The sequence below is a fragment of the Pseudomonas koreensis genome, from assembly GCF_036668835.1.
Classification (GTDB): Bacteria; Pseudomonadota; Gammaproteobacteria; order Pseudomonadales; family Pseudomonadaceae; genus Aquipseudomonas; species Aquipseudomonas koreensis_I.
Window position 1 is genome coordinate 26055 of the sequence record NZ_JAZEVW010000018.1, and the last position, 26431, is coordinate 52485.

Sequence of the window (26431 nt, forward strand, 5' to 3'; positions counted from 1 at the left end):
ATGAAAACCCGAGGGTTCACATGCGGCCTTTTCAGTGCCGGACTAACGCTTACTCAGCCTTGGCCTTCGCGCTGCGCTTGTCTTCCACCGTCCACTTGCCACCGTCGTAATACGCTTTCCAACCGGTCGGCTTGCCGTCGACTTCGGTCTGCACATATTGCTCCTTGGTCTTGCGGCTGTAGCGGATCACCGCTGGCAGACCATCAGGATCCTTCTGTGGTGCGTCGCAGAGGAAGTGGTACTTCGGATCGATCTCGTCCTTGTGCGGCAGAATCTCGATCACCAGCGGAGCACGGGTCTCGCGGTTTTTCGGGAACTGACTGGCCGCCAGGAACAGACCGGATGCGCCGTCACGCAGGATGTAGGTGTCGTTGACCTTTTCGCATTTCAGCTCAGGCATCTTCACCGGGTCCATCTTCGGTGGCGCCGCATCACCGCTTTTCAGCAGTTTGCGGGTGTTCTTGCAAGTCGGGTTGGTGCAACCGAAGAACTTGCCGAAACGGCCGGTCTTGAGCTGCATCTCGCTGCCGCACTTGTCGCATTCCAGGCTCGGACCTTCGTAGCCCTTGATCCGGTAGCTGCCTTCTTCGATTTCGTAGCCGGCACAATCCGGGTTGTTACCGCAGATGTGCAGCTTGCGCTTCTCGTCGAGCAGGTAGGCATCCATCGCCGTGCTGCAGATCGGGCAGCGATGCTTGCCGCGCAGGACCAGCGATTCCGACTCACCTTCGTCGTCCGCAGCGATCTCGTCGCCAGGCACCAGATTGACGGTGGCCTTGCAACGCTCTTTCGGCGGCAGACTGTAGCCCGAGCAACCAAGGAAAACACCGGTCGACGCGGTACGGATCTGCATCGGACGGCCGCAAGTGGTGCACGGAATGTCGGTCATGACTGGCTGGTTGGCACGCATGCCGTTGTCCGGGTTTTCGGCTACTTCGAGTTTCTTTTTAAAGTCGCCGTAGAACTCGTCCAGCACGCTTTTCCAGTCGCGCTCGCCCTGAGCCACGTCATCGAGGTTCTCTTCCATGCCGGCGGTGAAGCCGTAGTCCATCAGGTTCGAGAAGCTTTCGGACAGACGCTCGGTAACGATGTCGCCCATCTTTTCCGAATAGAAGCGACGGTTGTGCAGGGTCACGTAACCGCGATCCTGAATGGTCGAAATGATCGCCGCATAAGTCGAAGGACGACCGATGCCACGTTTTTCCATTTCCTTGACCAGACTGGCTTCCGAATAACGTGCCGGCGGCTTGGTAAAGTGTTGCGACGGATCGAGCTTGATCAGCTTCATCACGTCGCCCTGCGCCATGTCGGGCAGAACGTCGTCGTCCCCAGGCTTGGCGATTTGCGGCATGACGCGGGTGTAGCCGTCGAACTTGAGGATGCGACCCTTGGCACGCAGCTCGAAATCGCCAGCACCAACGCTGACAGTGGTCGACAGGTATTGCGCCGGCAGCATCTGGCAAGCGAGGAACTGGCGCCAGATCAACTCGTAGAGGCGCTCGGCATCGCGCTCCATGCCCGCCAGCTTGCTCGGAATGGTGTTGGCGTCAGACGGACGAATCGCTTCGTGAGCCTCTTGCGCGCCTTCCTTGCTGCTGTAGACATTCGGCGTTTCCGGCAGGTACTTCTTGCCGAACTCTTCCTCGATATAAGTACGCGCCATCGCCACAGCATCAGTCGAGAGGTTGGTCGAGTCGGTACGCATGTAAGTGATGTAGCCGGCTTCGTACAGACGCTGGGCCATCATCATGGTTTTCTTCACGCCGAAGCCCAGGCGGTTGCTCGCAGCCTGTTGCAACGTGGACGTGATGAAGGGGGCCGACGGCTTGCTGCTGGTCGGCTTGTCTTCACGCTTGACGATGCTGTAGCTGGACGCCTTGAGCTTTTCCAGCGCAGCCATGGCCTGGGCTTCGTTGAGCGGCTTGAAGGCTTCGCCCTTCTCGCGAGCCACTTCAAAGCGCACGGTCGAGCCTTTGGCGGTGCCGAGATCGGCATGCACTTCCCAGTACTCTTCCGGGTTGAACGCACGGATTTCCCGTTCGCGCTCGACCACCAGTTTTACCGCAACCGATTGCACTCGGCCGGCGGACAGGCCACGGGCGATTTTCGCCCAGAGCAGTGGCGAGACCATGTAGCCGACGACGCGGTCAAGGAAGCGGCGCGCCTGCTGCGCGTTGACCCGATCGATGTCCAGCTCGCCCGGTTCGGAGAAAGCCTCCTGAATGGCCTTCTTGGTAATTTCGTTGAACACTACGCGCTTGTAACGGCTGTCATCACCACCGATGGCTTCGCGCAGGTGCCAGGCAATGGCTTCCCCCTCGCGATCCAAGTCGGTTGCGAGATAGATGGTGTCAGCATCCTTGGCGAGCCGGCGCAGCTCTTCGATGACCTTCTCTTTACCCGGAAGGATCTCGTACTGGGCCTTCCAGCCATGATCGGGATCGACACCCATACGCGAGACCAGCTGCTTGCGCGCTTTCTCTTTGGGCGTGAGTACCGGAGCTTCACCCGCGGCAGCCTTGCCACGCTTGGCGGCTGGCTCTTTGCTGGCGCTAGCCGAACCGCTGGTGGGCAGGTCTCGGATATGGCCGATACTCGACTTCACCACGTATTGGTTACCCAGATACTTGTTGATGGTCTTGGCCTTAGCCGGGGATTCCACAATGACCAGCGATTTGCCCATGGATCAGAAAATTCCTGAATTCTAGAAGTGAAAGGCGGTTGGCGCCTGACGCGGCACCGCTATATATAGTTGATACAAGGTGAGGTCAAGCACAGGGTTGTCTGCGCCCTCGCTTCACGCCTTGTCAAAAACGCTCGGTTCGACCTGCACCAAAGCAAAGCGTGGCACCTGCTCGCCGTCAACCTCGACCGACTCGAGAAACATGCTCAGCGGGCGCACCCAAAAGCCGTAATCGCCATACAGGGCTTGGTAGAAGACCACTTCTTCTTCGGTCTCGGAGTGCCGCGCAACACTGAACACACGGTACTGCGGACCTTTGTAATGTTGGTAGAGCCCAGGTTGTATCGGCATGCTTCGGCCCTCACTGAAATTTTTTCAAAATAAAATAAAAAATCCAAAAACAAAAACCGGGGCACTGGGCCCCGGCTTCCATCGACGAGACGCTTAAACGCGTTCGAAGACGGTGGAGATGCCTTGGCCGAGACCAATGCACATAGTCGCCACCCCGAAGGTGCCGCTATTCTGCTTCATCACGTTCAGCAGGGTGCCGGAAATACGTGCACCGGAGCAACCGAACGGGTGACCCAGGGCGATCGCGCCGCCGTGCAGGTTAACCTTCTCGTTCATCTTGTCGAGTACTTTCAGATCTTTCAGCACTGGCAGAGCCTGTGCAGCGAAAGCTTCGTTGAGCTCGAAGAAGTCGATATCGTTGATGCCAAGGCCCGCACGCTTCAGGGCTTTTTGTGTCGCCGGCACAGGACCATAGCCCATGATTGCCGGGTCCACACCCGCCACTGCCATCGAACGGATCACCGCCATTGGCTGGATGCCGAGGTCCTGGGCACGCTGCGCCGACATCACGATCATGCACGAAGCACCGTCAGTGATCTGCGACGAAGTACCGGCAGTCACGGTGCCGCCCTTAGGATTGAAGGCCGGCTTGAGCGCCGCCAGACTTTCCAGGGTGGTTTCCGGACGAATGGTTTCGTCGTAGTCGAACAGTTTCAGGAAACCGTTCTCGTCGTAGCCTTGCATCGGGATGATTTCGTCTTTGAACTTGCCTTCCACGGTTGCCTTGTGGGCCAACTGGTGGGAACGCACGCCGAAGGCGTCCTGCTGTTCGCGAGTGATGCCGTGCATTTTGCCGAGCATTTCAGCCGTCAGACCCATCATGCCCGAGGCTTTCGCCGCGTACAGCGACATGTGCGGGTTCGGATCGACACCGTGCATCATGCTCACGTGGCCCATGTGCTCGACGCCACCGACCACGAACACGTCACCGTTACCGGTCATGATCGCTTGCGCGGCGGTGTGCAGCGCACTCATCGAAGAGCCACACAGACGGCTGACGGTCTGGCCGGCCGAGGTGTGCGGAATCTGGGTCATCAGCGACGCCATGCGCGCAATGTTCCAGCCCTGCTCCAGGGTCTGGTTGACGCAGCCCCAGATCACGTCCTCGACTTCCGCCGGATCGACTTTGGCGTTGCGTTCCAGCAATTTGCTGATCAGGTGCGCCGACATGTCTTCGGCGCGGGTGTTGCGGTGCATGCCGCCCTTGGAGCGGCCCATCGGAGTACGACCGAAGTCGACAATCACGACGTCTCTAGGATTCAAGCTCATAAGTTCACTCTCACTCTAGTTGGGGGCGCTTAACCGAAGAAGCTCTGGCCATTCTTGGCCATTTCGCGCAGCTTCGCGGTCGGGTGGTACAGCGCGCCCAAATCAGCGTACTGGTCAGCCAGGGCAACGAACTCGGCGACACCGATCGAATCGATGTAGCGCAGCGCACCGCCACGGAATGGAGGGAAACCGATACCGTAGACCAGACCCATGTCGGCTTCGGCGGCGGTTTCAACGATGCCGTCTTCCAGGCAACGTACGGTTTCCAGGCACAGCGGGATCATCATCCAGTTGATGATGTCTTCGTCGGTGACTTCGCGCTGCTCGTAAACGATCGGCTTGAGCACTTCGAGTACCGAAGGATCGGCGACTTTCTTCTGCTTGCCTTTCTTGTCGGCCTCGTAGGCATAGAAACCCTTGCCGTTCTTCTGACCCAGGCGTTTGGCTTCGTACAGCACGTCGATGGCCGAGCGACGGTCATCCTTCATGCGGTCCGGGAAACCTTCTGCCATCACGTCACGACCATGGTGGCCGGTGTCGATGCCGACCACGTCCATCAGGTACGCCGGGCCCATTGGCCAGCCGAATTTTTCCATGACCTTGTCGATGCGGACAAAGTCGACACCGGCGCTGACCAGCTTGGCGAACCCGCCGAAGTACGGGAACAGGACACGGTTGACCAGGAAGCCCGGGCAGTCGTTGACGACGATCGGGTTCTTGCCCATTTTCTTGGCGTAGGCAACGGTGGTGGCAACAGCCAGCTCACTCGACTTCTCGCCACGGATCACTTCCACCAGCGGCATCATGTGCACCGGGTTGAAGAAGTGCATGCCGACGAAGTTTTCCGGACGCTTGAGGGCTTTCGCCAGCAGGCTGATGGAAATGGTCGAGGTGTTGGACGCGAGGATGGTGTCCTCTTTGACCTGACCTTCAACTTCTGCCAGTACAGCTTGCTTGACCTTCGGGTTCTCGACGACTGCTTCGACAACCAGATCGACGTGGCCGAAGTCGCCGTAGGAAAGGGTCGGACGAATGCCGTTGAGCACTTCAGCCATTTTCGCGGCGGTCATGCGACCTTTGTCAACGCGGCCAACCAGCAGCTTGGCGGCTTCGGCCAGGCCCTGCTCGATACCGTGCTCGTTGATGTCCTTCATCAGGATCGGCGTGCCTTTGGACGCCGACTGATAGGCGATACCGCCACCCATGATGCCGGCGCCGAGTACGGCAGCCTGCTTCACGTCTTTGGCGATTTCGTCGTAGGCCTTGGCCTTTTTCTTCAGTTCCTGATCGTTCAGGAACAGACCGATCAAGCTCTGCGCGGCAGAGGTCTTGGCCAGTTTGACGAAACCGGCGGCTTCGACTTCCAGCGCCTTGTCACGACCGAAATTCGCGGCTTTCTGGATAGTCTTGATCGCTTCGACCGGCGCCGGGTAGTTCGGGCCAGCCTGACCGGCCACGAAACCCTTGGCCGTTTCGAAAGCCATCATTTGTTCAATGGCGTTCAACTTGAGTTTTTCAAGTTTAGGCTGACGTTTGGCCTTGAAATCGAACTCGCCGGAGATGGCGCGCTTGATCAGCTCAAGGGCTGCTTCCTGCAGCTTCTCTGGGGCAACCACGGCGTCGACGGCGCTAACTTTCAGGGCGTCTTCAGGGCGGTTTTCCTTGCCAGCGGCAATCCACTCGATCGCGTTGTCGACACCGATCAGGCGCGGCAGACGCACGGTACCGCCGAAGCCTGGGTAGATGCCCAGTTTGACTTCCGGCAGGCCGATCTTGGCTTTGGTCGACATGACGCGATAGTCAGCCGCCAGGCACATTTCCAGCCCGCCGCCGAGGGCGATGCCGTTGATGGCCGCTACGGTTGGCACGTTGAGGTCTTCGAAATCGCTGAAGATCTTGTTGGCTTCGAGATTGCCAGCAACCAGCTCGGCATCCGGCAGCTTGAAGTTGTCGACAAATTCGGTGATGTCGGCGCCGACGATGAACACGTCCTTGCCGCTGCTGACGATCACGCCCTTGATCGAAGCATCTGCCTTGATGGTGTCTACGGCCTGACGCAATTCATTCAGGGTTAGACGGTTGAACTTGTTGACGGACTCACCCTTGAGGTCGAATTTCAAGTCGACGATGCCACTTTCAAGAGCTTTAACCGTGATGGCTTTACCTTCGTAAATCATCAACTGATCTCCACGATATGGAAGCTGAACAGTACACGTCGGACGCAGGCGAATGGCTCGGCAGGACGCTTTTTCGTCAATGCTAACGCCAATCCACCCGGCACACCCGCCAACGCGATAGTCGGGATTCTGTAGGAGCAGTCTGCAAGACAAACGCTCAATTCATACGCCCGTTTGATTTGGGTACGTCACCTTCTCGGAATTTCCAGCAATTGTCAATCGCCCAAAATACCGGTTGAAATGCGACTTTGCGGTCATTTCTGTAGGACGAAGCCACGCCACACGCCTCTGCATGTCCAGGCATTCATAGAATCAATAATTAGAAAAGTCGCCCTAATTCGTCGCAGCGTCTATTTAAGGGGCTACGCTGGTGGGGACTACAGGGAAATGCGCTGTCGTTTTCAAATCGAGTCAGCAGCAAAAAGATTTCCGGCCTGCCTGGCCACCCCGCCCGATGAATCATGTCGGGCTTTTTTATGCGCGTCTGCCGGACGCTTCGCACCGTTGCAGTGCGAAAAGTCCGCAGGTCATGCCAGCGCTTTCAGTGTTGCGTCGATATTCTGCAAAACCGCAGCGTCACCCTTCTCGCCCCAATACAGCGCAATCATCTGCTTGTCGGCGTCGACCTTGAAAACATTGCCCGGCAATTTTTCGAAATGATTGAGCAGACCACGATCCTCGCAAACTTCCTGCCACTGGTTAACCCACACCCCCGGCGATTTCTGCCAGTACGTCCAGCAGGCCGAGTGATTACTTCTGCGCGGCCGATAGTATTGCGCACACGGGTTCGGCGGTTGCTGCGTCAACCAGTGCGGCCATTCCTGCGGTGCCAGTTGCATGGCCAGACCAATGCGCCGCGCCTCCGCGCGCAATGCGATACGCCCGCTTTGTGCGCGCGAAGGCCGCAGCCAGGCCAGCGGACTTAAAACCACCAGCAGGATTGACACCACCAACCAGACCGTCATATCTCTATTCCCCATTCTCGGTGAGCGCCTTGTGTCACTTTGGAACCATTGCGCTCGAAACCAGCCATACTTACCACTATTGAAACCTCAGGAGAGCACCTCATGCCCTACCACCACATCCTGGTCGCCGTAGACCTGACCGAAGAGTGCGACCCTGTGATCCACCGCGCCCGTGAGCTTTCGGTCAGCAATGGCGCCAAACTGTCGCTGGTGCATATCGTCGAACCGATGGCCATGGCGTTCGGCGGCGACGTGCCGATGGATCTGTCACAACTGCAACAACAGCAGTTCGATCAAGCCAAGGAGCGCCTCGAGCGTTTGAAGCTCAAGTACACCGAGCTTGAAGGCGCCAACTGCCATTTGACCTACGGCCAGCCACGCCAGGAAATCCATCACTTCGCCAAGGAACAAACCTGCGATCTGATCGTGGTGGGCAGTCATGGCCGCCACGGTCTGGCGCTGTTGCTTGGTTCGACCGCCAACGACGTACTGCACGGCGCGCCGTGCGATGTGCTGGCGGTGCACTTGGTCAAACGCTAAAACCCACATTTGATCAGGAGCGGCCCCTGATATGAAAAGCCCGGCGCTCATCACTGAGCGCCGGGCTTTTTTTACATCCGGATCAATCAGGCATCCAGCTCGGCCCAACGCTCTACCAGCGCATCCAGCTCGGCCTGCAACTGCTCCAGCGAAGCGATGACCTTGGCCGTCTCTGCCGGCGGACGCTGATAGAAACCGGCCTCGGCCATTTCTGCTTCGACAGCCGCGATCTGCTGTTCCTTGGCGTCGATGTCGCCCGGCAAGGCTTCCAGCTCACGTTGCAGCTTGTAGCTGAGCTTCTTCTTCGCCGCTGGAGCCGCAGCGGCGGGCGCCGCCACCGGTGCCGGCTCAGCGGTGACCACCGCCGAGTTCAGGTCAGCCTTGCCCGATTTGCTTTCGGTCACGCCCAACAGACGTGGCGAGCCACCCTGACGGATCCAGTCCTGATAGCCACCGACGTATTCACGCACCTTGCCTTCACCTTCGAAGACCAGGGTGCTGGTGACCACGTTGTCGAGAAATGCCCGGTCGTGGCTGACCATCAGGACCGTGCCGTTGAAGGTCAGCAGCACTTCTTCGAGCAGTTCCAGGGTTTCGACGTCGAGGTCGTTGGTCGGTTCGTCGAGCACCAGCAGGTTCGCCGGTTTGCTGAACAGCTTGGCCAGCAACAGACGCGCACGCTCACCACCCGACAACGCCTTGACCGGCGTGCGCGCACGCTGCGGGCTGAACAGGAAGTCACCAAGGTAACTCAGGACATGCCGGCTCTGGCCGTCGATATCGATGAAGTCACGGCCTTCGGCGACGTTGTCGATCACGGTTTTTTCCAGATCCAGCTGATGGCGCAACTGGTCGAAATAGGCCACATCGATGCGTGTGCCCTCTTCGACTTTGCCGCTGGTCGGTTGCAGACCGCTGAGCATCAATTTCAGCAGGGTAGTCTTGCCGGTACCGTTGGCGCCGAGCAGACCGATACGGTCGCCACGCTGCAATACCATCGAGAAATCCTTGATCAGGAACGGCCCGCCCGGGTGAGCAAAACTCACATTCTCGAGCACCATCACCTGCTTGCCGGACTTGTCGGCGGTTTCCAGCTGAATGTTGGCTTTGCCGGTACGCTCGCGACGTTCGCTGCGCTCCACACGCAAGGCTTTCAGCGCACGAACACGGCCTTCGTTACGGGTGCGACGGGCCTTGATGCCCTGACGGATCCACACTTCTTCCTGAGCCAGACGCTTGTCGAACAGCGCGTTGGCGGTCTCTTCAGCCGCCAGTGCAGCTTCTTTGTGCACGAGGAAACTGGCGTAGTCGCCGTTCCAGTCGATCAGGCCGCCGCGGTCCAGTTCGAGAATGCGCGTGGCGAGGTTTTGCAGGAAGGAACGGTCGTGCGTGATGAACAGCACGGCGCCCTGGAAATCCTTCAGCGCTTCTTCGAGCCAGGCAATCGCACCGATATCCAGGTGGTTGGTCGGTTCGTCGAGCAGCAGCAGATCCGGCTCGGACACCAGCGCCTGTGCCAGCAGCACGCGACGACGCCAGCCGCCGGACAACTCGGCGAGGGTCTTGTCGGCCGGCAGTTGCAGACGGCTGAGGGTGCTGTCGACCAAAGTCTGCAAGCGCCAGCCGTCGCGGGCTTCGAGGTCGTGTTGAACATGCATGAGCTTGTCCAGATCGGCGTCGGTGACGATGTTCTGACTCAAGTGATGATATTCGGCGAGCAATGCGCCGACGCCATCGAGGCCTTCGGCGACCACGTCGAACACAGTCCGCTCGTCGGCCACCGGCAATTCCTGCGGCAATTCGCCGATTTTCAGACCGGGGGCACGCCACACCGAGCCGTCATCGGGCTTCTGGTCGCCCTTGACCAGTTTCATCATGCTGGACTTGCCAGTGCCGTTGCGGCCGATGATGCACACCCGCTCACCACGGGCGATCTGCCAGGACACCTTGTCCAACAACGGCATAGCGCCGAACGCAAGGGACACATCGCTGAATTTGAGCAGGGTCATGAGCTTCTCCAAAAACCGGGCGCGCATTCTACCTGAATCAGCGCTCGCGCAGGCCGGCAATTTGTCTGTGGAAGCACTCTGCACAACATTTGTTGCGAACTTGTGCTGCGAGGCCGGCAAAGCTTTCGCCGCTTGCTGGCAAAAGGCTAAGCTACAGACAATTCAGTGCTGATCGAGGTCGGCACTTGTCATGATTTCTCTGCCCGGATGTCTCATGCGCAGTCGCCTTTTCAGTGTTTTGTCCTGTTTGTTTTTCACCGCCGCTGCCGCTCAATCCGCCCAGGCGGTGGATCTGTCCACCCAACGCCAGTATTACGATGAAGCCAAGCGCGCGCTGGCCAAGGGCGATACCGGCCCGTATTTGCGTTACAGCCAGGCGCTGGCTGACTATCCGCTGGAACCGTATCTGGCCTACGACGAACTGACCGCGCGCCTGAAATCGGCGAGCAATGCCGAGATCGAGAAGTTTCTCGCCGAGCACGGTGATCTGCCTCAGGCCAACTGGATGAAATTGCGCTGGTTGCGCTGGCTCGCCGACCGCGGCGACTGGGCAACCTTCGTCAGGTATTACGACCCGAAGCTCAACTTCACCGAACTCGACTGCCTCAATGCGCAATACCAGATCAGCCACGACAAGAAAGCCGAGGGTTACGCCAACGCGGAAAAACTCTGGCTGACCGGCAAGTCGCAACCGGCAGCGTGTGACGCGCTGTTCGGCATCTGGGCGGCTGACGGCCAGCTCACCGAACAGAAACGCTGGGAACGCACCAAACTCGCGGCGCAGGCCCGTAACTATCCGCTGGCGAACAGCCTGATCAACGGCTTGACCACCCTCGCCCCTCGCGGTCGTTTGCTGGTCGATGTTGCGCAAAAACCCGAGCTGCTCAATCAGCCGTCGCGCTTCACCCCGGCGGATGAACCGATGTCCGACGTGGTCAGCCTTGGCCTGCGCCGCCTCGCCCGTCAGGACCCGGACAAGGCCATGGCCCTGCTCGACGGTTACGCCAGCAGCATGCATTTCTCCCGTGATGAAAAAGTCGCGATCGCCCGCGAAATCGGCCTGACCCTGGCCCGCCGTTTCGACAGCCGCGCCCTCGACGTGATGACCAAATACGATCCGGAGCTGCGCGACAACACCGTTTCCGAATGGCGCTTGCGCCTGCTGCTGCGTCTGGCCCGCTGGGATGACGCTTATGAACTGACCAAACGTCTGCCGCAGGATCTGGCCACCACCAACCGCTGGCGCTACTGGCAGGCGCGCAGCCTTGAACTGGCCCAGCCGCAGAATCCGCAAGCCCAGACGCTGTACAAAAACCTCGCGCGCGAGCGTGACTTCTATGGCTTCCTCGCCGCCGATCGCTCGCAATCGCCGTACTCGCTGAACAACAAGCCGCTGGTGCTCAGCCAGGCCTTGATCAACAAGGTGCGCAACACGCCGGGCGTGCGTCGCGCGCTGGAATTTCACGCTCGCGGGCAGATCGTCGACGGTCGCCGCGAGTGGTATCACGTCAGCCGCCATTTCAACCGTGACGAAATGGTCGCCCAGGCCAAACTCGCCTATGACCTGAAGTGGTATTTCCCGGCCATCCGCACCATCAGCCAGGCGCAGTATTGGGACGATCTCGATATTCGCTTCCCGATGGCCCACCGCGACACGCTGGTGCGCGAAGCCAAGGTGCGTGGCCTGCACTCAAGCTGGGTGTTCGCCATCACTCGCCAGGAAAGCGCTTTCATGGATGACGCCCGCTCCGGCGTCGGCGCCAGCGGCCTGATGCAATTGATGCCCGGCACGGCCAAGGAAACCGCGCGCAAGTTCAGCATCCCGCTGGCCTCGCCGCAGCAGGTGCTCGACCCGGACAAAAACATCCAGCTCGGCGCTGCTTACCTGAGCCAGGTGCACAGCCAGTTCAACGGCAACCGCGTCCTCGCCTCCGCCGCCTACAACGCCGGCCCGGGCCGCGTGCGCCAATGGCTGCGCGGCGCCGATCACCTGAGTTTCGACGTCTGGGTGGAAAGCATCCCGTTCGACGAAACCCGCCAGTACGTGCAGAACGTGCTGTCGTACTCGGTGATCTACGGCCAGAAGCTCAACTCGCCACAACCGCTGGTGGATTGGCATGAGCGATATTTCGACGATCAGTGAGAGAGAGCTGACGCCGACCCATAAAAAATGCCCGTATCGTTAGATACGGGCATTTTTTATGGGTCGGTTACTGGGTCGGTTACTAGGTCGGTGCTTCATCGGTTGAAACAGACCGACCATCATTGAACTGCAACGCCGCCAACCGCGCATACAGCGCATTACTGGCAATCAGTTCCTGATGCGTACCTATCGCCACAAGCCTGCCCTGATCCATTACGGCAATCCGGTCGGCATTCTTGACCGTGGCCAGACGATGGGCGATCACCAGCGTGGTGCGGTTGTGCATCAGGCTGGGCAGGGCTTGCTGGATCAGGTGCTCGCTCTGCGCGTCGAGGGCGCTGGTGGCTTCGTCCAGCAACAGGATCGGCGCGTCGACCAGCAACGCCCGGGCGATGGCCAGACGCTGGCGCTGGCCGCCGGAGAGGCCGAGGCCGCCATCGCCCAGGTGCGTCTGGTAGCCTTCAGGCATCTGCTCGATAAAGTCGTGGGCATGGGCGATGCGGGCGGCTTCCTTGACCTGCTCCAGCGTCGCTGTCGGGCAACCGTAGCGAATGTTCTCCTCAACAGTGCCGAAGAACAACGCAGGCGTTTGCGAGACGAGGGCAAAGCAACGGCGCAGATCCAGCGGATCAAGGCTTGTCAGCGGCACGCCATCGAGCAGGATTTGCCCCGCCAGCGGATCGTAGAAACGCAGCAACAAGTCATACACCGTGGACTTGCCCGCACCGGATGGGCCAACCAGGGCGAGGGTTTCGCCCGCTTTCACGGTCAGATTCAAGCCGTCGACCGCATAGCTTTCTGGACGCGATGGGTAGGAAAAGCGCACATCCTTGAGTTCCAGCTCACCGCTGACCCGCGCCGGCAAAGTCACCAGCCCGGTCGTGGGTGGCTGGATGATGTTCTCCGAGCGCAGCAGTTCTGCGATGCGTTCAGCTGCACCCGCCGCGCGCTGCAGTTCGCCGATGACTTCGCTCAGGGTGCCGAATGCGCTGCCGACGATCAGGCTGTAGAAAACGAACGCTGCCAGTTCGCCTGCGGAAATCCGCCCGGCCATGACGTCCATGCCGCCCACCCACAACATCACCGCCACCGCGCCAAGCACCAGCACGATCACCAGCGTGATCAGCCACGCGCGCTGAAAAATCCGTTTGCGCGCGGTATCGAACGCCTGCTCGACCGTCGAGGCAAAGCGCTGCTCGTCCTGAACTTGATGGTTATAGGCCTGCACGGTTTTGATCTGCCCGAGGGTTTCCGAAACGTAGCTGCCAATGTCGGCGATCCGGTCCTGGCTCAGGCGCGACAGATTGCGCACGCGTCGACCGAACAGCAGAATCGGCGCGATCACCAGCGGCAGTGCGATCACCACGATGCTGGTGAGCTTGGGGTTGGTAATGAACAGCAGCACAACGCCGCCGATTACCATCAGCAGGTTGCGCAGAAACAGTGACAGCGAAGAGCCGATCACCGATTGCAGCAGCGTGGTATCGGCGGTCAGGCGCGACTGGATTTCCGAGCTGCGGTTGTGCTCATAAAAGCCCGGATGCAGATACACCAGATGGTTGAACACCTGGCGGCGAATGTCGGCGACCACGCGCTCGCCAATCCACGACACCAGATAGAAACGCGCGAACGTGCCCGCCGCCAGCCCCAGCACCAGCAGCATGAAAATTCCGATGGACTGGTTGAGCAGATGCGGCGAGCGGGTCATGAAACCTTGGTCCACCAGTAGTTTGATGCCCTGCCCCATCGACAAGGTAATGCCGGCGGTGACGATCAGTGCGAGCAGCGCGCCAAAGGCGTGCCAGCGATACGGCAGGAGAAAATGACTGGTCAGACGCAAAGCGCGCCGGTGCCGGGAAGAGAGCATCGAAATCATGGAGTTCACGTCTGCGCTGGATGAATAGGGCCTGCCTGTTGACTCAAATGGGGTGGAACTCTGTAAATCACAATGAGTCAGGTTAAATATGCCCGTGATCTCAGGATGCTAGAAACGATTGGTCTAAGGTTGCGGTTGAGACGAGCGGCCATTTCTGTTTGAGTAAAGATGCCGTTCGCCGACCGACCACAGGGAGTTGTCACAGCCTGGTCACGCGGCGGTTTTAATCTAGGCACACAACCTGATGAGGAGACAGGCCATGTCCTTGCAACACAGCAGCGAAGACAAGATTGAAGTGATTCGCACCAAACCCGGCCAAGCTCTGGGTTGCTCGATTATCGATAAGGACGGGCGTGAAGTACCGATCACTGAAGATATGATCCAGGATGCGTGCCGCGAACTGGACAAGCGATTGGTCAAGCCTGCCAAACAAAAATGATATAGCCACCGTATTCCTGACCCGGCCCTGTTTGCCGGGTTTTTTATGGCTGCAATTCAGGATCGGGGTCGCGTTCGTCGCCTCGGTTTTCTAGACTGCCACAGCCCCCAGCGCCGCGACGATTTGCGCCAATGCCGGCGCCTCCCCTTCAATCCGTACCTGCAAACCTTCAATCTCGCGCCGCACTGGATATTGCTTGCGCAGCACATCAAACGCCGCACGCTGCTCAGCGACATTGCCTACCAGGCTGCGGCGGAAATCCGCATCGTCGCGGCGCGGGTCGTACACGCCCCGGCACAACATCGCCAGCGCCCACGCCGGGTCGCTGTCGGCGTGCAGCGAGACTTGCGCCAACCACGGCGCCGGCAACAGCTCAGCGAGCTGAATGCTCGCCGGCTGGCCGATGAAGGCGCAATACGCCTGATAGATCTGCGCCGTGCCGCGCTGCTTGCCATCGAGGCTGTAACCCGCAATATGCGGGGTTGCCAGCACGCAGAGCTCAGCCAAGGCAACATCGACTTCGGGCTCGGCTTCCCAGACATCGAGCACCGCCTGCAGGTCTTCACGCTCCAGCAGCACCTGACGCAGCGCGGCGTTATCCACCACCGGGCCGCGTGCGGCGTTGATCAGCCATGCGCCGGGCCTGAGCTGGCGCAAACGTTGCTCATCAAGCAGATGCCAGGTTGCGCCTTCACCGCTACGTGTCAGCGGTGTGTGCAGGCTGATCACATCGCACTGCTCGATGATCTGCTCCAGGCTTACATAATCGCCGCCTTCGGCAGCCTGACGTGGCGGGTCGCAGACTTTCACATCCCAACCAAGGCCTTTGAGCACGCTGATCAAGCGCCCACCGACTTCGCCGGCACCGACGACACCGTAGGTGCGCCGAGCCAGATCGACACCTTCGATTTCGGCAAGAGTCATCAGGCTGCCCAGCACATAATCGACCACGCCACGGGCGTTGCAGCCCGGCGCGCTAGACCAGGCAATGCCGGCCTGATCGAAGTACTCCAGATCCAGATGATCAGTGCCAATCGTGCAAGTGCCGACAAAGCGCACTTTGCTGCCCTCCAGCAACGCACGGTTGACCGGGGTCACCGAGCGTACGAGCAGTACGTCGGCCTGCTCAACCGTCGCACGGTCGATCGCACGCCCCGGGACTCGGCGGATCTCGCCGAACCCGGCAAAAAAGGCATCGAGCAGCGGGATATTTTCGTCGGCAACAATCAGCATGGCGGGCTCCTTGGGCGGATCGGCAGTTTAGGTGCAGATCGCTTCCCGGGCCAGCAGCCATTGCGCTTACAAATCCACAACGAGGATTTTTCCTGACTGCAACGTCAGCGGCGTAGAATGCGGCGCCTTGCGCATCAACACCTGTGGACGTTTTGCCTGTGAATTCCGTTACTGATCAACCTGTCGCCGTTTGCCTTTCTCGCCCCGCGCGGATTCGCCTGGAGCTGAAAACCCTGCTCGCCCTGGCCTTGCCAATCATCATTGCGCAACTGGCGACCACCGCCATGGGCTTTGTCGATGCGGTGATGGCCGGGCGTGTCGGGCCGAAAGACCTGGCGGCAGTGGCGTTGGGCAATTCGATCTGGGTGCCGGTGTTTCTGCTGATGACCGGCACGCTGCTGGCGACCACGCCGAAAGTCGCCCAGCGCTTTGGCGCCGGCACGCACAGCGAGATCGGCCCGATTGTGCGTCAGGCCCTGTGGCTGGCGTTGGTGGTCGGCCTGATCGCAACGGCGATGCTGCTCGCCGCCGAGCCCGTGCTCCACCTGATGCACGTCGATCCAGAACTGATCGGCCCGTGCATGCAGTATCTGCACGGCATCGCCAGCGGGCTGCCAGCGGTGGCTTTCTACCATGTGCTGCGCTGTTTCAGCGATGGTCTGGGCCGCACGCGGCCGGCGATGGTGCTGGGCCTGTGCGGGCTGGCGCTGAATATTCCGCTGAACTACATCTTCATTTATGGCCATTTCGGCGTGCCGGCCATGGGCGGCGTCGGCTGTGGTTGGGCCACGGCGATTGTGATGTGGGTGATGGCGCTCGGCCTGGCCGGCTATGAACGCTGGGCTCCGGCGTATCGTTCAAGCGAGCTGTTCAGCCGTTTCGACTGGCCACAGTGGGCAGTGATCAAGCGTCTGCTGGCGATTGGTCTGCCAATCGGTATTGCGGTGTTTGCCGAGTCGAGCATTTTTGCGGTGATCGCCCTGCTGATCGGCAGCCTCGGCGCCACGGTGGTCGCCGGGCATCAGATTGCCCTCAACGTCAGTTCGCTGGTGTTCATGATCCCCTACTCCCTGGGCATGGCCGTCACCGTGCGCGTTGGTCAGGCGCTGGGCCGTGAGGAGCCGCGTGAGGCGCGTTTTGCTGCGGGTGTCGGCATGGCCACGGCGCTGGCTTATGCGTGTCTGTCGGCGAGCATGATGCTGGCGCTGCGTGAGCCGATTGCGGCGATCTATACCGCTGACCCGACGGTGATCCACATTGCTGCGATGCTGATCGTCTATTCGGCGCTGTTCCAGTTCTCTGACGCGATCCAGGTCACTGCCGCCGGCGCCTTGCGCGGTTATCAGGACACGCGGGTGACGATGATTCTGACCCTGTTCGCCTATTGGGGCATCGGCTTGCCGGTGGGTTATGCCCTCGGCCTGACCGACTGGCTCGGCGAACCACGCGGCCCGAGCGGTCTGTGGCAGGGTCTGATTGTCGGCTTGAGCTGTGCGGCACTGATGCTGTCGATCCGCCTGACCCGCAGCGCGCGCAAACGCATTCGTATCAGTCGCTCGGCTGGCTGAGCATTTTCTACCGCGAGAAAAAATGTGGGAGCCAGACTGCTGGCTCCCACATTTATTTTTGGCGTTGGCCTCGGACTCAGGCCAGCTTCTTGCGAATCCAGTACAGGTAAGTACCCGCCTCTTCGTGCTGGCTGACCAGTTCATGGTCGAGGAACACGCAGAATTTGGGGATGTCGCGCTGGGTCGACGGATCGGTGGCGATGACCTTGAGCAGGCCGCCAGGCACCAGGTCACGGATGTGCTGATGCAGCATCATCACCGGCTCTGGGCAATTGAGGCCGGTGGCGTCGAGGGTGCCGTCGACCGGGGTATCGATCATTTCACTCATGGTTCACTCCTGAAACTGACCGGCATTGTCGCGCATTGCCGAGTATTCGGCCACCTGTGGTGTTACGCCGCACACGCCTGTGGGAGCGCGCCTGCTCGCGAAAGCGCTGGGTCAGTCAGCCGTTGATGTGTTGACTGACAGATTGCCTTCGCGAGCAAGCTCGCTCCCACAGGGTTTCGTGTTGTATCAGCGCGATCTGGCTTTCTTCGTATCATGCCGGCGCAAATGGCAGGTCACTTCTTCGCGGTCGTGATACAGCTGTTTGCAGCCAATATCGACTTTGATCCCGCGCGCCTTGAAGCCATCAGCGATGCGTTCAAGCAAACGCTTCACTTCGGCATAACGCTGTTTCATCGGCAGCTTCAGGTTGACTACCGCCTCGCGGCAATGGCCCTCGCCGATCCACTCTTCGAGCATCGCCGCGTTACGCGCCGGCTTTTCGACGATGTCGCAGACCATCCAGTCCACCGGTTGCTTGGGCTTGAAGGTAAAGCCGTCAGCCATCAGGTGCTGAACCAGCCCCGTGTCCATCAGGCTCTCGGCCATCGGGCCATTATCGATAGCGGTTACCAGCATGCCGCGATTGACCAGTTGCCAGGTCCAGCCGCCGGGCGCAGCGCCGAGGTCGACGCCGGTCATGTCGCTGTGCAGACGATCTTCCCATTGATCACGTGGAATGAAATGGTGCCACGCTTCTTCCAGTTTCAGCGTCGAACGGCTCGGTGCTTCGCGGGGGAATTTCAACCGGGGAATGCCCATCGGCCACATCGCCGAGTTACCAGCGTCGGCCATGCCCAGAAACACCTCGCGACCACTTTTGAAGGTCAGCAGCAGGCGCGGCTTGCTCGCGTCGTCCACCAGTTTGCCGGCGGCAGTCAGGGCTTTGCGCAGAGGGCCTTCGAACTTCTTGCAGAAGTTAGACAGTTCCTTGCCATCGTTGGTGTCGACCACTTCCAGCCACAGGCTGCCACAGACCGGGAAGTCGGCCATGTGCGCGAGGATTACGCTGATGCGGTCGGTTTCCGGCAGATCGATGAAAAAGCCGCGCGCCCATTGCCGCGGGAAAATCAGCTCGGCGAAACGCTGGCCGCGCATCAGGCGCTCGGCGCCGTCTTCTTCGGTACAGACAAACTCGGCGTACGCCGTGGCCGCTTTAGCCTTGGCGTAACCGGCCACGTTCAGTTGGGCGGCGAGGTCGGAAATCTCCGAACAGACTTCGCCTTCGAAGCCTGGCCGGCAATGCATGAATAGGGTGTTCATTGTTACTCCTGGGCAAAGGACAAGGATTGGTCCCCTGCGCGCTGCTCAAGCCTTGCTTCACAGCAAAGCCTGTCACGAAAACCGGCGCATGATAGCCGATGTTGGAACCTTGCTTCTTGCGACACAGTCCAGTTAATAGCCAGCTATTCAAAACAGGGCTAGGTTTAATGCTCTGTCCGTTTCCTCAGTCCGTAGCCGTGCGGACTTAAAGGAGTGATCGTAATGCCGTCCCTCGATAGCCTGAAAACGCTCAAAACCCTAGAAATCGATGACCAGACCTACCACTACTTCAGCCTGCCGGACGCCGCCAAGAGCTTGGGCGACCTCGACAAGCTGCCGATGTCGCTGAAGGTGCTGCTGGAAAACCTGCTGCGCTGGGAAGACGAAAAAACCGTCACCGGCGCCGACCTCAAGGCCATCGCCGCATGGCTCAAGGAGCGCCGCTCAGACCGCGAAATCCAGTACCGCCCGGCCCGCGTCCTGATGCAGGATTTTACTGGCGTACCCGCTGTGGTCGACCTCGCCGCCATGCGCGCGGCGATGGCCAAGGCCGGCGGCGATCCGCAGCGGATCAATCCGTTGTCGCCGGTGGATCTGGTGATCGACCACTCGGTGATGGTCGACAAATTCGCCTCGGCCAGCGCGTTCGAACAGAACGTCGATATCGAAATGCAGCGCAACGGCGAGCGCTATGCCTTTCTGCGCTGGGGCCAGAGCGCTTTCGATAATTTCAGCGTGGTGCCGCCAGGGACCGGGATCTGTCACCAGGTCAACCTCGAATACCTCGGGCGTACGGTGTGGACCAAGGACGAAGACGGGCGCACCTATGCCTTCCCCGATACGTTGGTCGGCACTGATTCGCACACCACCATGATCAACGGCCTCGGCGTACTCGGCTGGGGCGTTGGCGGGATCGAAGCGGAAGCGGCAATGCTCGGGCAACCGGTGTCAATGCTGATTCCGGAAGTGATCGGTTTCAAACTGACCGGCAGGCTCAAGGAAGGCATCACCGCCACTGACCTGGTGCTGACGGTCACGCAGATGCTGCGCAAGAAAGGCGTGGTGGGCAAATTTGTTGAATTTTACGGTGATGGCCTCGCCGACCTGCCGCTGGCCGACCGCGCGACCATCGCCAACATGGCCCCGGAATATGGGGCGACGTGCGGATTCTTCCCGGTCGACGAGGTCACACTGGACTATCTGCGCCTGTCCGGGCGGCCACCGGCCGTGGTCAAACTGGTCGAGGCGTACACCAAGGCGCAGGGCCTGTGGCGTCTGCCCGGTCAGGAACCGCTGTTCACTGATAGCCTGGCGCTGGACATGGGCAGCGTCGAAGCCAGTCTCGCCGGCCCGAAACGTCCGCAGGACCGCGTGTCGCTACCGAATGTCGCGCAGGCGTTCAGCGATTTTCTCGATTTGCAGTTCAAGCCCACCAGCAAGGAAGAAGGTCGCCTGGAGAGCGAGGGTGGCGGTGGTGTTGCGGTGGGCAATGCCGATCTGGTCGGTGAAGCGGATTACGAATATGAGGGCCACACCTATCGGCTGAAAAATGGCGCAGTGGTCATCGCAGCGATCACTTCGTGCACCAACACCTCCAACCCGAGCGTGATGATGGCTGCCGGGTTGCTGGCAAAAAAAGCGGTGGAGAAAGGCCTGACTCGCAAGCCATGGGTGAAAAGTTCGCTGGCGCCGGGTTCGAAAGTGGTCACCGACTACTACAAGGCCGCTGGTTTGACGCAATACCTTGATCAGCTCGGGTTTTCCCTGGTCGGCTACGGCTGCACCACCTGCATCGGCAACTCCGGGCCACTGCCGGAGCCGATCGAGAAAGCCATCCAGAAAGCCGATCTCAGCGTAGCCTCGGTATTGTCCGGCAACCGCAACTTCGAAGGGCGCGTGCATCCGCTGGTGAAAACCAACTGGCTGGCCTCGCCGCCGCTGGTCGTCGCCTATGCACTGGCTGGCAGCGTGCGCAGCGACATCAGCAGCGAGCCACTGGGCGAAGACCAACAGGGCAATCCGGTGTATTTGCGCGATATCTGGCCGAGCAGCCAGGAAATCGCCGACGCGGTGAATCAGGTCAACACCGCCATGTTTCACAAGGAATATGCCGAGGTGTTCGCCGGCGACGAGCAGTGGCAAGCCATCGAAGTACCGCAAGCGGCGACGTACGTGTGGCAGGACGACTCGACCTACATTCAACATCCGCCGTTCTTCGACGATATCTCCGGGCCGCTGCCGCAGATAGAGGACATCAAAGGTGCGCGCGTATTGGCACTGCTCGGCGATTCGGTGACCACCGACCACATCTCCCCCGCCGGCAACATCAAGACTGACAGCCCTGCCGGACGTTACCTGCGCGAGAAAGGCGTGGAGCCGCGTGACTTCAACTCCTACGGCTCGCGGCGCGGCAACCACGAAGTGATGATGCGCGGCACGTTTGCCAACATCCGTATCCGCAACGAAATGCTTGGCGGCGAGGAAGGCGGCAACACCATCTACATCCCGACCGGTGAGAAACTGGCGATCTACGACGCGGCCATGAAATACCAGGCGTCGGGTACGCCGCTGGTGGTGATTGCCGGTCAGGAGTACGGCACCGGTTCCAGTCGCGACTGGGCGGCCAAAGGCACCAACCTGCTCGGCGTCAAAGCGGTGATTGCGGAAAGCTTCGAGCGCATCCACCGCTCCAACCTGGTGGGCATGGGCGTGCTGCCGTTGCAATTCAAGCTAGATCAGAATCGCAAGAGCCTCAATCTGACCGGCAAGGAAACCTTTGAAATCCAGGGACTCACCGGTGTCGAGCTGACGCCACGGATGAATCTGCCGCTGGTGATCACTCATGAGGATGGGCGCCTCGACAAGATTGAGGTGCTGTGCCGCATCGACACCTTGAATGAGGTGGAATACTTCAAGGCTGGCGGGATCCTGCATTACGTATTGCGACAGTTGATAGCTTCGTAATCTGCTGAAACAGAAACACCGCCATTTGGCGGTGTTTCCCCTTTGAGCGTGACACTTTTTTGCAGGCGAAAAAAAACCCGCCGAAGCGGGTTTTTCCCAAGACCATTATCGACTCCCTGTCGGCAGCGATCCTTGCAATGGTCGATCGTCCTTGATCCTGAAACACTCCCTGTGTCTCAGTTGATGTGTGTAGATTACTCAGTGGATCCAATCGGTAATAGTCGTAAAAGCTACCAGAGCGTGTAAGACATTCGCCATAGAAGCCCTTCCGAAAACCCCTAGTTGTGTCAGGCACCACCGCTTTCACGGGCCTTGGCGCTTTCAGCGAGGAAATGCTCAAGTCTGCTCAGTTGCTCTTCCCAGCCACGACTGTCCATATAGTACGCCTCTTTCTGGCGAATATCGGGAATATGGGCAAATCCGGATTCGGAAACCTTCAGCAGCGTGCCCTGTTCGAAATCGGCCAGCTCGAATTTCACCAGCGTCGTCGGCTCTTGGGAGTAGTCGATCTTCGGATTGACCGCATACGGATGCCAGCGAAACGAAAACAACTGCTGCGGCTCGACCCGCTCGATCAGCACATTCCATAAAACATGTTCATAACCCGGATAAGTGACCTGCCCTTGCGTCCATTCTCCGGCGATGAACCGACGGCCCTCCAGCGCCACGCCAAACCACTGGCCAAACGCCTCGGCGTCGACCAAGGCACGCCAGACATGCGAACGCGGCGCCTTGAGCGTGATTTTGCGTTCGAAACTATTGGGTACTGGCTTCATACGTCACCTCCTGTTCTGAACACTAGGCTTGTATGACCACATGTCCAATGTGAAGTTGTATCAAAGCGGTGCAAGTCATTTGTAAAAGGAAACATCCTGCTGCGTTTTTTTGCCGGTGACACGATGGATGCCGAGCCCGTTTCGCAGCGAAGCTGGTACCTTTGCCAGCGACATGAATGAAAAAGGATTGCGTCATGCTGCCATCCCTTGCCGATCGTTATCGCGGCGCCCTGCTCGGTCTGGCGTGCGGCGACGCCGTCGGTACTACGGTTGAGTTCAAACCACGGGGATCATTCCAACCGTTGACCGACATGGTCGGTGGTGGCCCCTTCCACCTCGAACCCGGGCAATGGACCGATGACACCTCGATGGCGTTGTGTCTGGCGGAAAGCCTGCTGATCAAAAATGGATTCGACGCGGTTGATCAGATGGGCCGTTACCTCAATTGGTGGCAATGGGGTTATCTCAGCTCAACCGGTGAGTGTTTCGATATCGGCACGACCGTCAGCCAGGCGCTGGCAAAGTATCAGCAAACCGCCGACCCCTTTGCCGGCTCGACCGACCCATACAGCGCTGGTAACGGTTCGCTGATGCGCCTGGCTCCGGTGGTGCTGTTCTATTTTCCCGATGTCCAGCAGATACAAACATTTGCTGCTGACAGTTCACGAACGACCCACGCCGCCCCGGAAGCCGTCGAGTGCTGCCAACTGTTGGCCGGCCTGATCGCTAACGCACTTGCAGGCGCAAGCAAAGCAGAGCTGCGCCGGCTGTCATCCGCCAGCTTCTCGCAGCCCAAGGTAGCGGCCATTGCCCGTGGCGATTACCTCAGTTTGTCCGAGGCGGATATCACAGGCAGCGGCTACAGCGTGCAGTCTTTGGAAGCGGCGCTGTGGTGCTTTCAGCGTACGGACAGCTTCGCAGCGGCGATACTGCAAGCGGCCAACCTGGGCGATGATGCCGATACCACTGCGGCAATCACCGGTCAGTTGGCCGGCGCCCATTACGGCGTACAGGGCATTCCTGCGCATTGGCTCGCTACATTGCACGACGGTGCAGAGATTGCGGTTATAGCCGACCGTTTGCTCGCAGCTTCCCGAATGCATCCGACTGAATAAACGCGGCGCAACCGCTACACTGCTTGCCACTTGACGTTCGCTACAGCGAGATTTGACCATGTTCCCACGTCTGCTTTTGATCCTGTCGCCGTTTCTTTTCTCCCCGCTCGTCGATGCCGCCGTTGACTGCGCAAATGCCAGCGACCAGGCGACGATGAATCAGTGCGCCGGGCAGGATTTAAAAGCGGCGGACAAGGAACTGAACACGGTGTATCAGCAGATCACCGCACGTTTGAAGGACAATGCTGATGGCAAAAAACTGCTGGTCAGTGCGCAGCGGGCGTGGATCGGGTTTCGCGATACCGAGTGCAAGTTCTCCGCATCGGGCGTCGCAGGAGGGAGCGTCTATCCTTTGATTTACAGCAACTGCATGACCAGCATGACGAAAACGCGGGTTGAAGCGCTGAAGCAGTATCTGAAGTGCGAAGAAGGTGACATGAGCTGTCCGGTACCGGGCGCCTGACACAGCTCTGAACCACAGACCCGCTCCCCAGTTGAAATGCTTGCACTGTGGGAGCGAGCCTGCCCGCGAAGCTGTCAGCCAGATACCGACCACTGAACGATCAAACGTGCGGATCTCCCGGTGCCTTGCTTGGCGCTGCGTACTGCGGCTTGAGATGACCGTCCTGATCGAGCAGCCAGGCGTCCATGATCTGCCGCACCACGGGACCGGCAACACGACCGCCGGCCTCGCCGTTTTCGATCATTACCGAAATGGCGATCTTCGGATGCTCCGCAGGGGCGAAACCGACAAACAACGCGTTGTCACGATGGCGCTCAAGGGTTTTCTCGCGGTTGTATCGCTCGCCCTGCTTGATCGCCACGACTTGCGCCGTACCACTCTTGCCAGCGATGCGGTATTGCGCGCCTGCCGCAGCCGCGCGGGCGATGCCTCGGGCATCGTGCATCACCATTTGCATACCGTGGTTGACCTGCTCCCAATCGCGCGGGTCCTTGAGCAGGATATTCGGCATCGGATGCTCATCAACCGGCGCGACGCCATCGACCGTCTTGGCCAGATGCGGACGGTTCCACACCCCTTTATTGGCGATCAATGCCGTGGCCTGAGCCAGTTGCAGCGGCGTTACCTGCATGTAGCCCTGACCGATGCCGAGAATCACGGTTTCCCCCGGGAACCAGGCCTGGCGCCGGGTGGCGCGCTTCCACGCTTGCGATGGCATGAGGCCAGGTGACTCTTCAAACATGTCCAGCGAGACTTTCTCGCCAAGACCGAACATCGCCATGTAATCGTGCAGACGATCGATGCCGAGCTTGTGGGCCAGATCATAGAAGTAAGTATCGTTGGAGCGCATGATCGCGGCGTCCATGTCCACCCAGCCGTCGCCGCTGTGGTTCCAGTTACGATATTTGTGATCGAAATCGGGGAGTTGGTAGTAACCGGGGTCGAAGACGCGGGTCTGCGGGGTCACGACACCGGCGTCGAGGCCAGCAATGGCCACTTCCGGCTTGATCGTCGATCCCGGCGCGTAAAGCCCGCGCAATACCCGGTTGAATAGCGGTCGGTCGATTGAGTCGCGCAGCGCCGAGTATTCTTTGGAGCTGATGCCGGTGACGAACAGGTTCGGGTCGAAGCTCGGATTACTGACCATGGCCAATACTTCACCGGTCGAAGGATCGAGCGCTACCACTGAGCCGCGGCGATCACCCAGCGCGGCCTCTGCCGCTTCCTGCAGTTTGACGTCGAGGCTGAGCACGATGTTTTTACCCGGCACCGGATCGGTGTGCTTAAGTACCCGAAGTACCCGGCCCTGAGCGTTAGTTTCCACTTCCTCGTAACCGACATGCCCATGTAACTGCGCTTCGTAGAATCGCTCGATGCCGGTCTTACCGATGGATTGAGTGCCGCGGTACTCGACCGAATCCAGCGTTTTGGCTTCTTTTTCGTTGATCCGGCCGACATAGCCGATCGAATGGGCAAAATGCGCCCCGAGCGGATAGTCGCGAACAAATTGCGGCTCGACATCAATGCCTGGCAGACGAAACTCGTTGACGGCCAATACGGCGATTTGCTCTTCGGTCAGCTCGTAAAATAGTGTCACCGGGGTAAAGGGGTGACGGGACTGCTTCATCGCTTTGTCGAAAACCGCACGATCCTCCGCGGGCAATTGCAGGAGGTTGATGACCTCGTCCAGCTCTTGATCGACGTCGCTGGCGCGTTCACGGGTGATCGTCAGGTTGAAGCTGGGACGGTTATCGGCAAGCACCACGCCGTTGCGGTCGTAGATCAGGCCGCGCGTCGGTGGGATTGGCAAGACGTGGACTCGGTTGTTTTCAGAGATGGTCGAGTGGTAGTCGAACTCCACTACTTGCAGGATGTACAGGCGCACGACCAAGGCGCAACTGATGGCAAAGACGAACAAGGCGCAGGCAATCAACCGTTTGTTGACCAGACGCGTCTCTTTTTCGTGGTCCTTGATCGGAATGGCTTCAGGCATTTTCTACAGCAACTCTTTAACATGAATGATTGCCGATCCATGGGCATGGCATCAGTCCGTAAAAAACGAGCTGCACCATACCAAAAAATGCCCTATCTCTTCAGGAGGTTTTATTTAATAACGGTGGTTGGAGCGGATCGATGCAACGGCGAAACTTTCTCGCAGGCAAAACAAAACCCCAACTGCTTTCGCAATTGGGGTTTCGGAATTTAATCTTGACGATGACCTACTCTCACATGGGGAAACCCCACACTACCATCGGCGATGCATCGTTTCACT

19 protein-coding genes are annotated in these 26431 nt (G+C 59.4%); 7 read left to right on the forward strand and 12 right to left on the reverse strand.

The window, feature by feature from the left end:
• Positions 1-49 precede the first annotated feature (49 nt).
• The 5 genes from topA to V6F91_RS26960 form a co-directional block, all read right to left on the reverse strand.
• The gene (topA, locus tag V6F91_RS26940; protein WP_332769856.1) at positions 50-2683 is read right to left on the reverse strand and encodes a type I DNA topoisomerase; all 2634 of its coding nucleotides are present in this window, start codon (positions 2681-2683) and stop codon (positions 50-52) included.
• Positions 2684-2797: 114 nt separating this feature from the next.
• Positions 2798-3034, reverse strand: a complete 237-nt coding sequence (locus tag V6F91_RS26945; protein ID WP_093099868.1) for a DUF1653 domain-containing protein — start codon at positions 3032-3034, stop codon at positions 2798-2800.
• Between the two features lie 93 nt (positions 3035-3127).
• On the reverse strand, positions 3128-4303 hold the full coding sequence (gene fadA / locus V6F91_RS26950) for an acetyl-CoA C-acyltransferase FadA (protein WP_007910465.1): 1176 nt from the start codon (positions 4301-4303) through the stop codon (positions 3128-3130).
• Between the two features lie 29 nt (positions 4304-4332).
• Positions 4333-6480, reverse strand: a complete 2148-nt coding sequence (gene fadB, locus V6F91_RS26955) for a fatty acid oxidation complex subunit alpha FadB (protein WP_332769860.1) — start codon at positions 6478-6480, stop codon at positions 4333-4335.
• A 527-nt stretch (positions 6481-7007) separates the two neighbouring features.
• On the reverse strand, positions 7008-7445 hold the full coding sequence (locus V6F91_RS26960; RefSeq protein ID WP_332769862.1) for a hypothetical protein: 438 nt from the start codon (positions 7443-7445) through the stop codon (positions 7008-7010).
• Between the two features lie 102 nt (positions 7446-7547).
• Here V6F91_RS26960 and V6F91_RS26965 point away from each other — a divergent pair, with 102 nt between their 5' ends.
• Positions 7548-7985: a universal stress protein gene (locus tag V6F91_RS26965; protein WP_093099866.1), complete on the forward strand. Its 438-nt coding sequence runs from the start codon at positions 7548-7550 to the stop codon at positions 7983-7985.
• Between the two features lie 86 nt (positions 7986-8071).
• On the opposite strand, the gene V6F91_RS26970 is transcribed toward V6F91_RS26965, so the two are convergent.
• Positions 8072-9994, reverse strand: a complete 1923-nt coding sequence (locus tag V6F91_RS26970) for an ATP-binding cassette domain-containing protein (RefSeq protein WP_208940392.1) — start codon at positions 9992-9994, stop codon at positions 8072-8074.
• Positions 9995-10208: 214 nt separating this feature from the next.
• Between V6F91_RS26970 and V6F91_RS26975 the strand changes: the two genes are divergently transcribed.
• Entirely contained in the window at positions 10209-12137 is a 1929-nt protein-coding gene (locus V6F91_RS26975; protein WP_332769866.1) for a transglycosylase SLT domain-containing protein, read from the forward strand.
• A gap of 82 nt (positions 12138-12219) precedes the next feature.
• Here V6F91_RS26975 and V6F91_RS26980 read toward each other — a convergent pair whose 3' ends face one another.
• Complete coding sequence (locus tag V6F91_RS26980; protein WP_332769868.1) at positions 12220-14013, reverse strand: ABC transporter transmembrane domain-containing protein; 1794 nt, start codon at positions 14011-14013, stop codon at positions 12220-12222.
• Positions 14014-14272: 259 nt separating this feature from the next.
• Between V6F91_RS26980 and V6F91_RS26985 the strand changes: the two genes are divergently transcribed.
• Positions 14273-14452 carry a PA1571 family protein gene (locus V6F91_RS26985; protein WP_332769870.1) on the forward strand — a complete coding sequence of 60 codons (180 nt, stop codon included), beginning with the start codon at positions 14273-14275 and terminating at the stop codon, positions 14450-14452.
• A gap of 90 nt (positions 14453-14542) precedes the next feature.
• On the opposite strand, the gene pdxB is transcribed toward V6F91_RS26985, so the two are convergent.
• Entirely contained in the window at positions 14543-15685 is a 1143-nt protein-coding gene (gene pdxB / locus V6F91_RS26990) for a 4-phosphoerythronate dehydrogenase PdxB (protein ID WP_332769872.1), read from the reverse strand.
• Between the two features lie 158 nt (positions 15686-15843).
• On the opposite strand from pdxB, the gene V6F91_RS26995 reads away from it, so the two are divergent.
• Positions 15844-17253 (forward strand): MATE family efflux transporter, encoded by a 1410-nt coding sequence (locus V6F91_RS26995; protein ID WP_332769874.1) that lies wholly within the window; start codon positions 15844-15846, stop codon positions 17251-17253.
• Positions 17254-17329: 76 nt separating this feature from the next.
• Here V6F91_RS26995 and tusA read toward each other — a convergent pair whose 3' ends face one another.
• The gene (gene tusA, locus V6F91_RS27000) at positions 17330-17581 is read right to left on the reverse strand and encodes a sulfurtransferase TusA (protein ID WP_332769876.1); all 252 of its coding nucleotides are present in this window, start codon (positions 17579-17581) and stop codon (positions 17330-17332) included.
• A 186-nt stretch (positions 17582-17767) separates the two neighbouring features.
• Positions 17768-18841: a 23S rRNA (cytidine(2498)-2'-O)-methyltransferase RlmM gene (gene rlmM, locus V6F91_RS27005; RefSeq protein WP_332769878.1), complete on the reverse strand. Its 1074-nt coding sequence runs from the start codon at positions 18839-18841 to the stop codon at positions 17768-17770.
• A 222-nt stretch (positions 18842-19063) separates the two neighbouring features.
• Between rlmM and acnA the strand changes: the two genes are divergently transcribed.
• Positions 19064-21805: an aconitate hydratase AcnA gene (acnA, locus tag V6F91_RS27010; RefSeq protein WP_332769880.1), complete on the forward strand. Its 2742-nt coding sequence runs from the start codon at positions 19064-19066 to the stop codon at positions 21803-21805.
• A gap of 287 nt (positions 21806-22092) precedes the next feature.
• Here the strand turns inward: acnA and V6F91_RS27015 are convergent, their stop codons facing one another.
• Positions 22093-22581, reverse strand: coding sequence for an SRPBCC family protein (locus V6F91_RS27015; RefSeq protein WP_332769882.1), 489 nt, complete (start codon positions 22579-22581; stop codon positions 22093-22095).
• Positions 22582-22775: 194 nt separating this feature from the next.
• Between V6F91_RS27015 and V6F91_RS27020 the strand changes: the two genes are divergently transcribed.
• Both V6F91_RS27020 and V6F91_RS27025 read left to right on the forward strand, forming a co-directional pair.
• On the forward strand, positions 22776-23696 hold the full coding sequence (locus V6F91_RS27020; RefSeq protein ID WP_332769884.1) for an ADP-ribosylglycohydrolase family protein: 921 nt from the start codon (positions 22776-22778) through the stop codon (positions 23694-23696).
• Positions 23697-23754: 58 nt separating this feature from the next.
• Positions 23755-24159, forward strand: coding sequence for a lysozyme inhibitor LprI family protein (locus V6F91_RS27025; protein WP_332769886.1), 405 nt, complete (start codon positions 23755-23757; stop codon positions 24157-24159).
• A gap of 100 nt (positions 24160-24259) precedes the next feature.
• Here V6F91_RS27025 and mrdA read toward each other — a convergent pair whose 3' ends face one another.
• Entirely contained in the window at positions 24260-26152 is a 1893-nt protein-coding gene (gene mrdA, locus V6F91_RS27030) for a penicillin-binding protein 2 (protein WP_332769887.1), read from the reverse strand.
• Positions 26153-26431: the final 279 nt, after the last annotated feature.

What these genes read in the sequence shown, in the direction of transcription:
- topA (WP_332769856.1), bottom strand. Translation starts at nt 2,683, where the DNA reads ATGGGCAAATCGCTGGTCATTGTGGAATCCCCGGCTAAGGCCAAGACC.
- V6F91_RS26945 (WP_093099868.1), bottom strand. Translation starts at nt 3,034, where the DNA reads ATGCCGATACAACCTGGGCTCTACCAACATTACAAAGGTCCGCAGTAC.
- fadA (WP_007910465.1), bottom strand. Translation starts at nt 4,303, where the DNA reads ATGAGCTTGAATCCTAGAGACGTCGTGATTGTCGACTTCGGTCGTACT.
- fadB (WP_332769860.1), bottom strand. Translation starts at nt 6,480, where the DNA reads ATGATTTACGAAGGTAAAGCCATCACGGTTAAAGCTCTTGAAAGTGGC.
- V6F91_RS26960 (WP_332769862.1), bottom strand. Translation starts at nt 7,445, where the DNA reads ATGACGGTCTGGTTGGTGGTGTCAATCCTGCTGGTGGTTTTAAGTCCG.
- V6F91_RS26965 (WP_093099866.1), top strand. Translation starts at nt 7,548, where the DNA reads ATGCCCTACCACCACATCCTGGTCGCCGTAGACCTGACCGAAGAGTGC.
- V6F91_RS26970 (WP_208940392.1), bottom strand. Translation starts at nt 9,994, where the DNA reads ATGACCCTGCTCAAATTCAGCGATGTGTCCCTTGCGTTCGGCGCTATG.
- V6F91_RS26975 (WP_332769866.1), top strand. Translation starts at nt 10,209, where the DNA reads ATGCGCAGTCGCCTTTTCAGTGTTTTGTCCTGTTTGTTTTTCACCGCC.
- V6F91_RS26980 (WP_332769868.1), bottom strand. Translation starts at nt 14,013, where the DNA reads ATGATTTCGATGCTCTCTTCCCGGCACCGGCGCGCTTTGCGTCTGACC.
- V6F91_RS26985 (WP_332769870.1), top strand. Translation starts at nt 14,273, where the DNA reads ATGTCCTTGCAACACAGCAGCGAAGACAAGATTGAAGTGATTCGCACC.
- pdxB (WP_332769872.1), bottom strand. Translation starts at nt 15,685, where the DNA reads ATGCTGATTGTTGCCGACGAAAATATCCCGCTGCTCGATGCCTTTTTT.
- tusA (WP_332769876.1), bottom strand. Translation starts at nt 17,581, where the DNA reads ATGAGTGAAATGATCGATACCCCGGTCGACGGCACCCTCGACGCCACC.
- rlmM (WP_332769878.1), bottom strand. Translation starts at nt 18,841, where the DNA reads ATGAACACCCTATTCATGCATTGCCGGCCAGGCTTCGAAGGCGAAGTC.
- acnA (WP_332769880.1), top strand. Translation starts at nt 19,064, where the DNA reads ATGCCGTCCCTCGATAGCCTGAAAACGCTCAAAACCCTAGAAATCGAT.
- V6F91_RS27015 (WP_332769882.1), bottom strand. Translation starts at nt 22,581, where the DNA reads ATGAAGCCAGTACCCAATAGTTTCGAACGCAAAATCACGCTCAAGGCG.
- V6F91_RS27020 (WP_332769884.1), top strand. Translation starts at nt 22,776, where the DNA reads ATGCTGCCATCCCTTGCCGATCGTTATCGCGGCGCCCTGCTCGGTCTG.
- V6F91_RS27025 (WP_332769886.1), top strand. Translation starts at nt 23,755, where the DNA reads ATGTTCCCACGTCTGCTTTTGATCCTGTCGCCGTTTCTTTTCTCCCCG.
- mrdA (WP_332769887.1), bottom strand. Translation starts at nt 26,152, where the DNA reads ATGCCTGAAGCCATTCCGATCAAGGACCACGAAAAAGAGACGCGTCTG.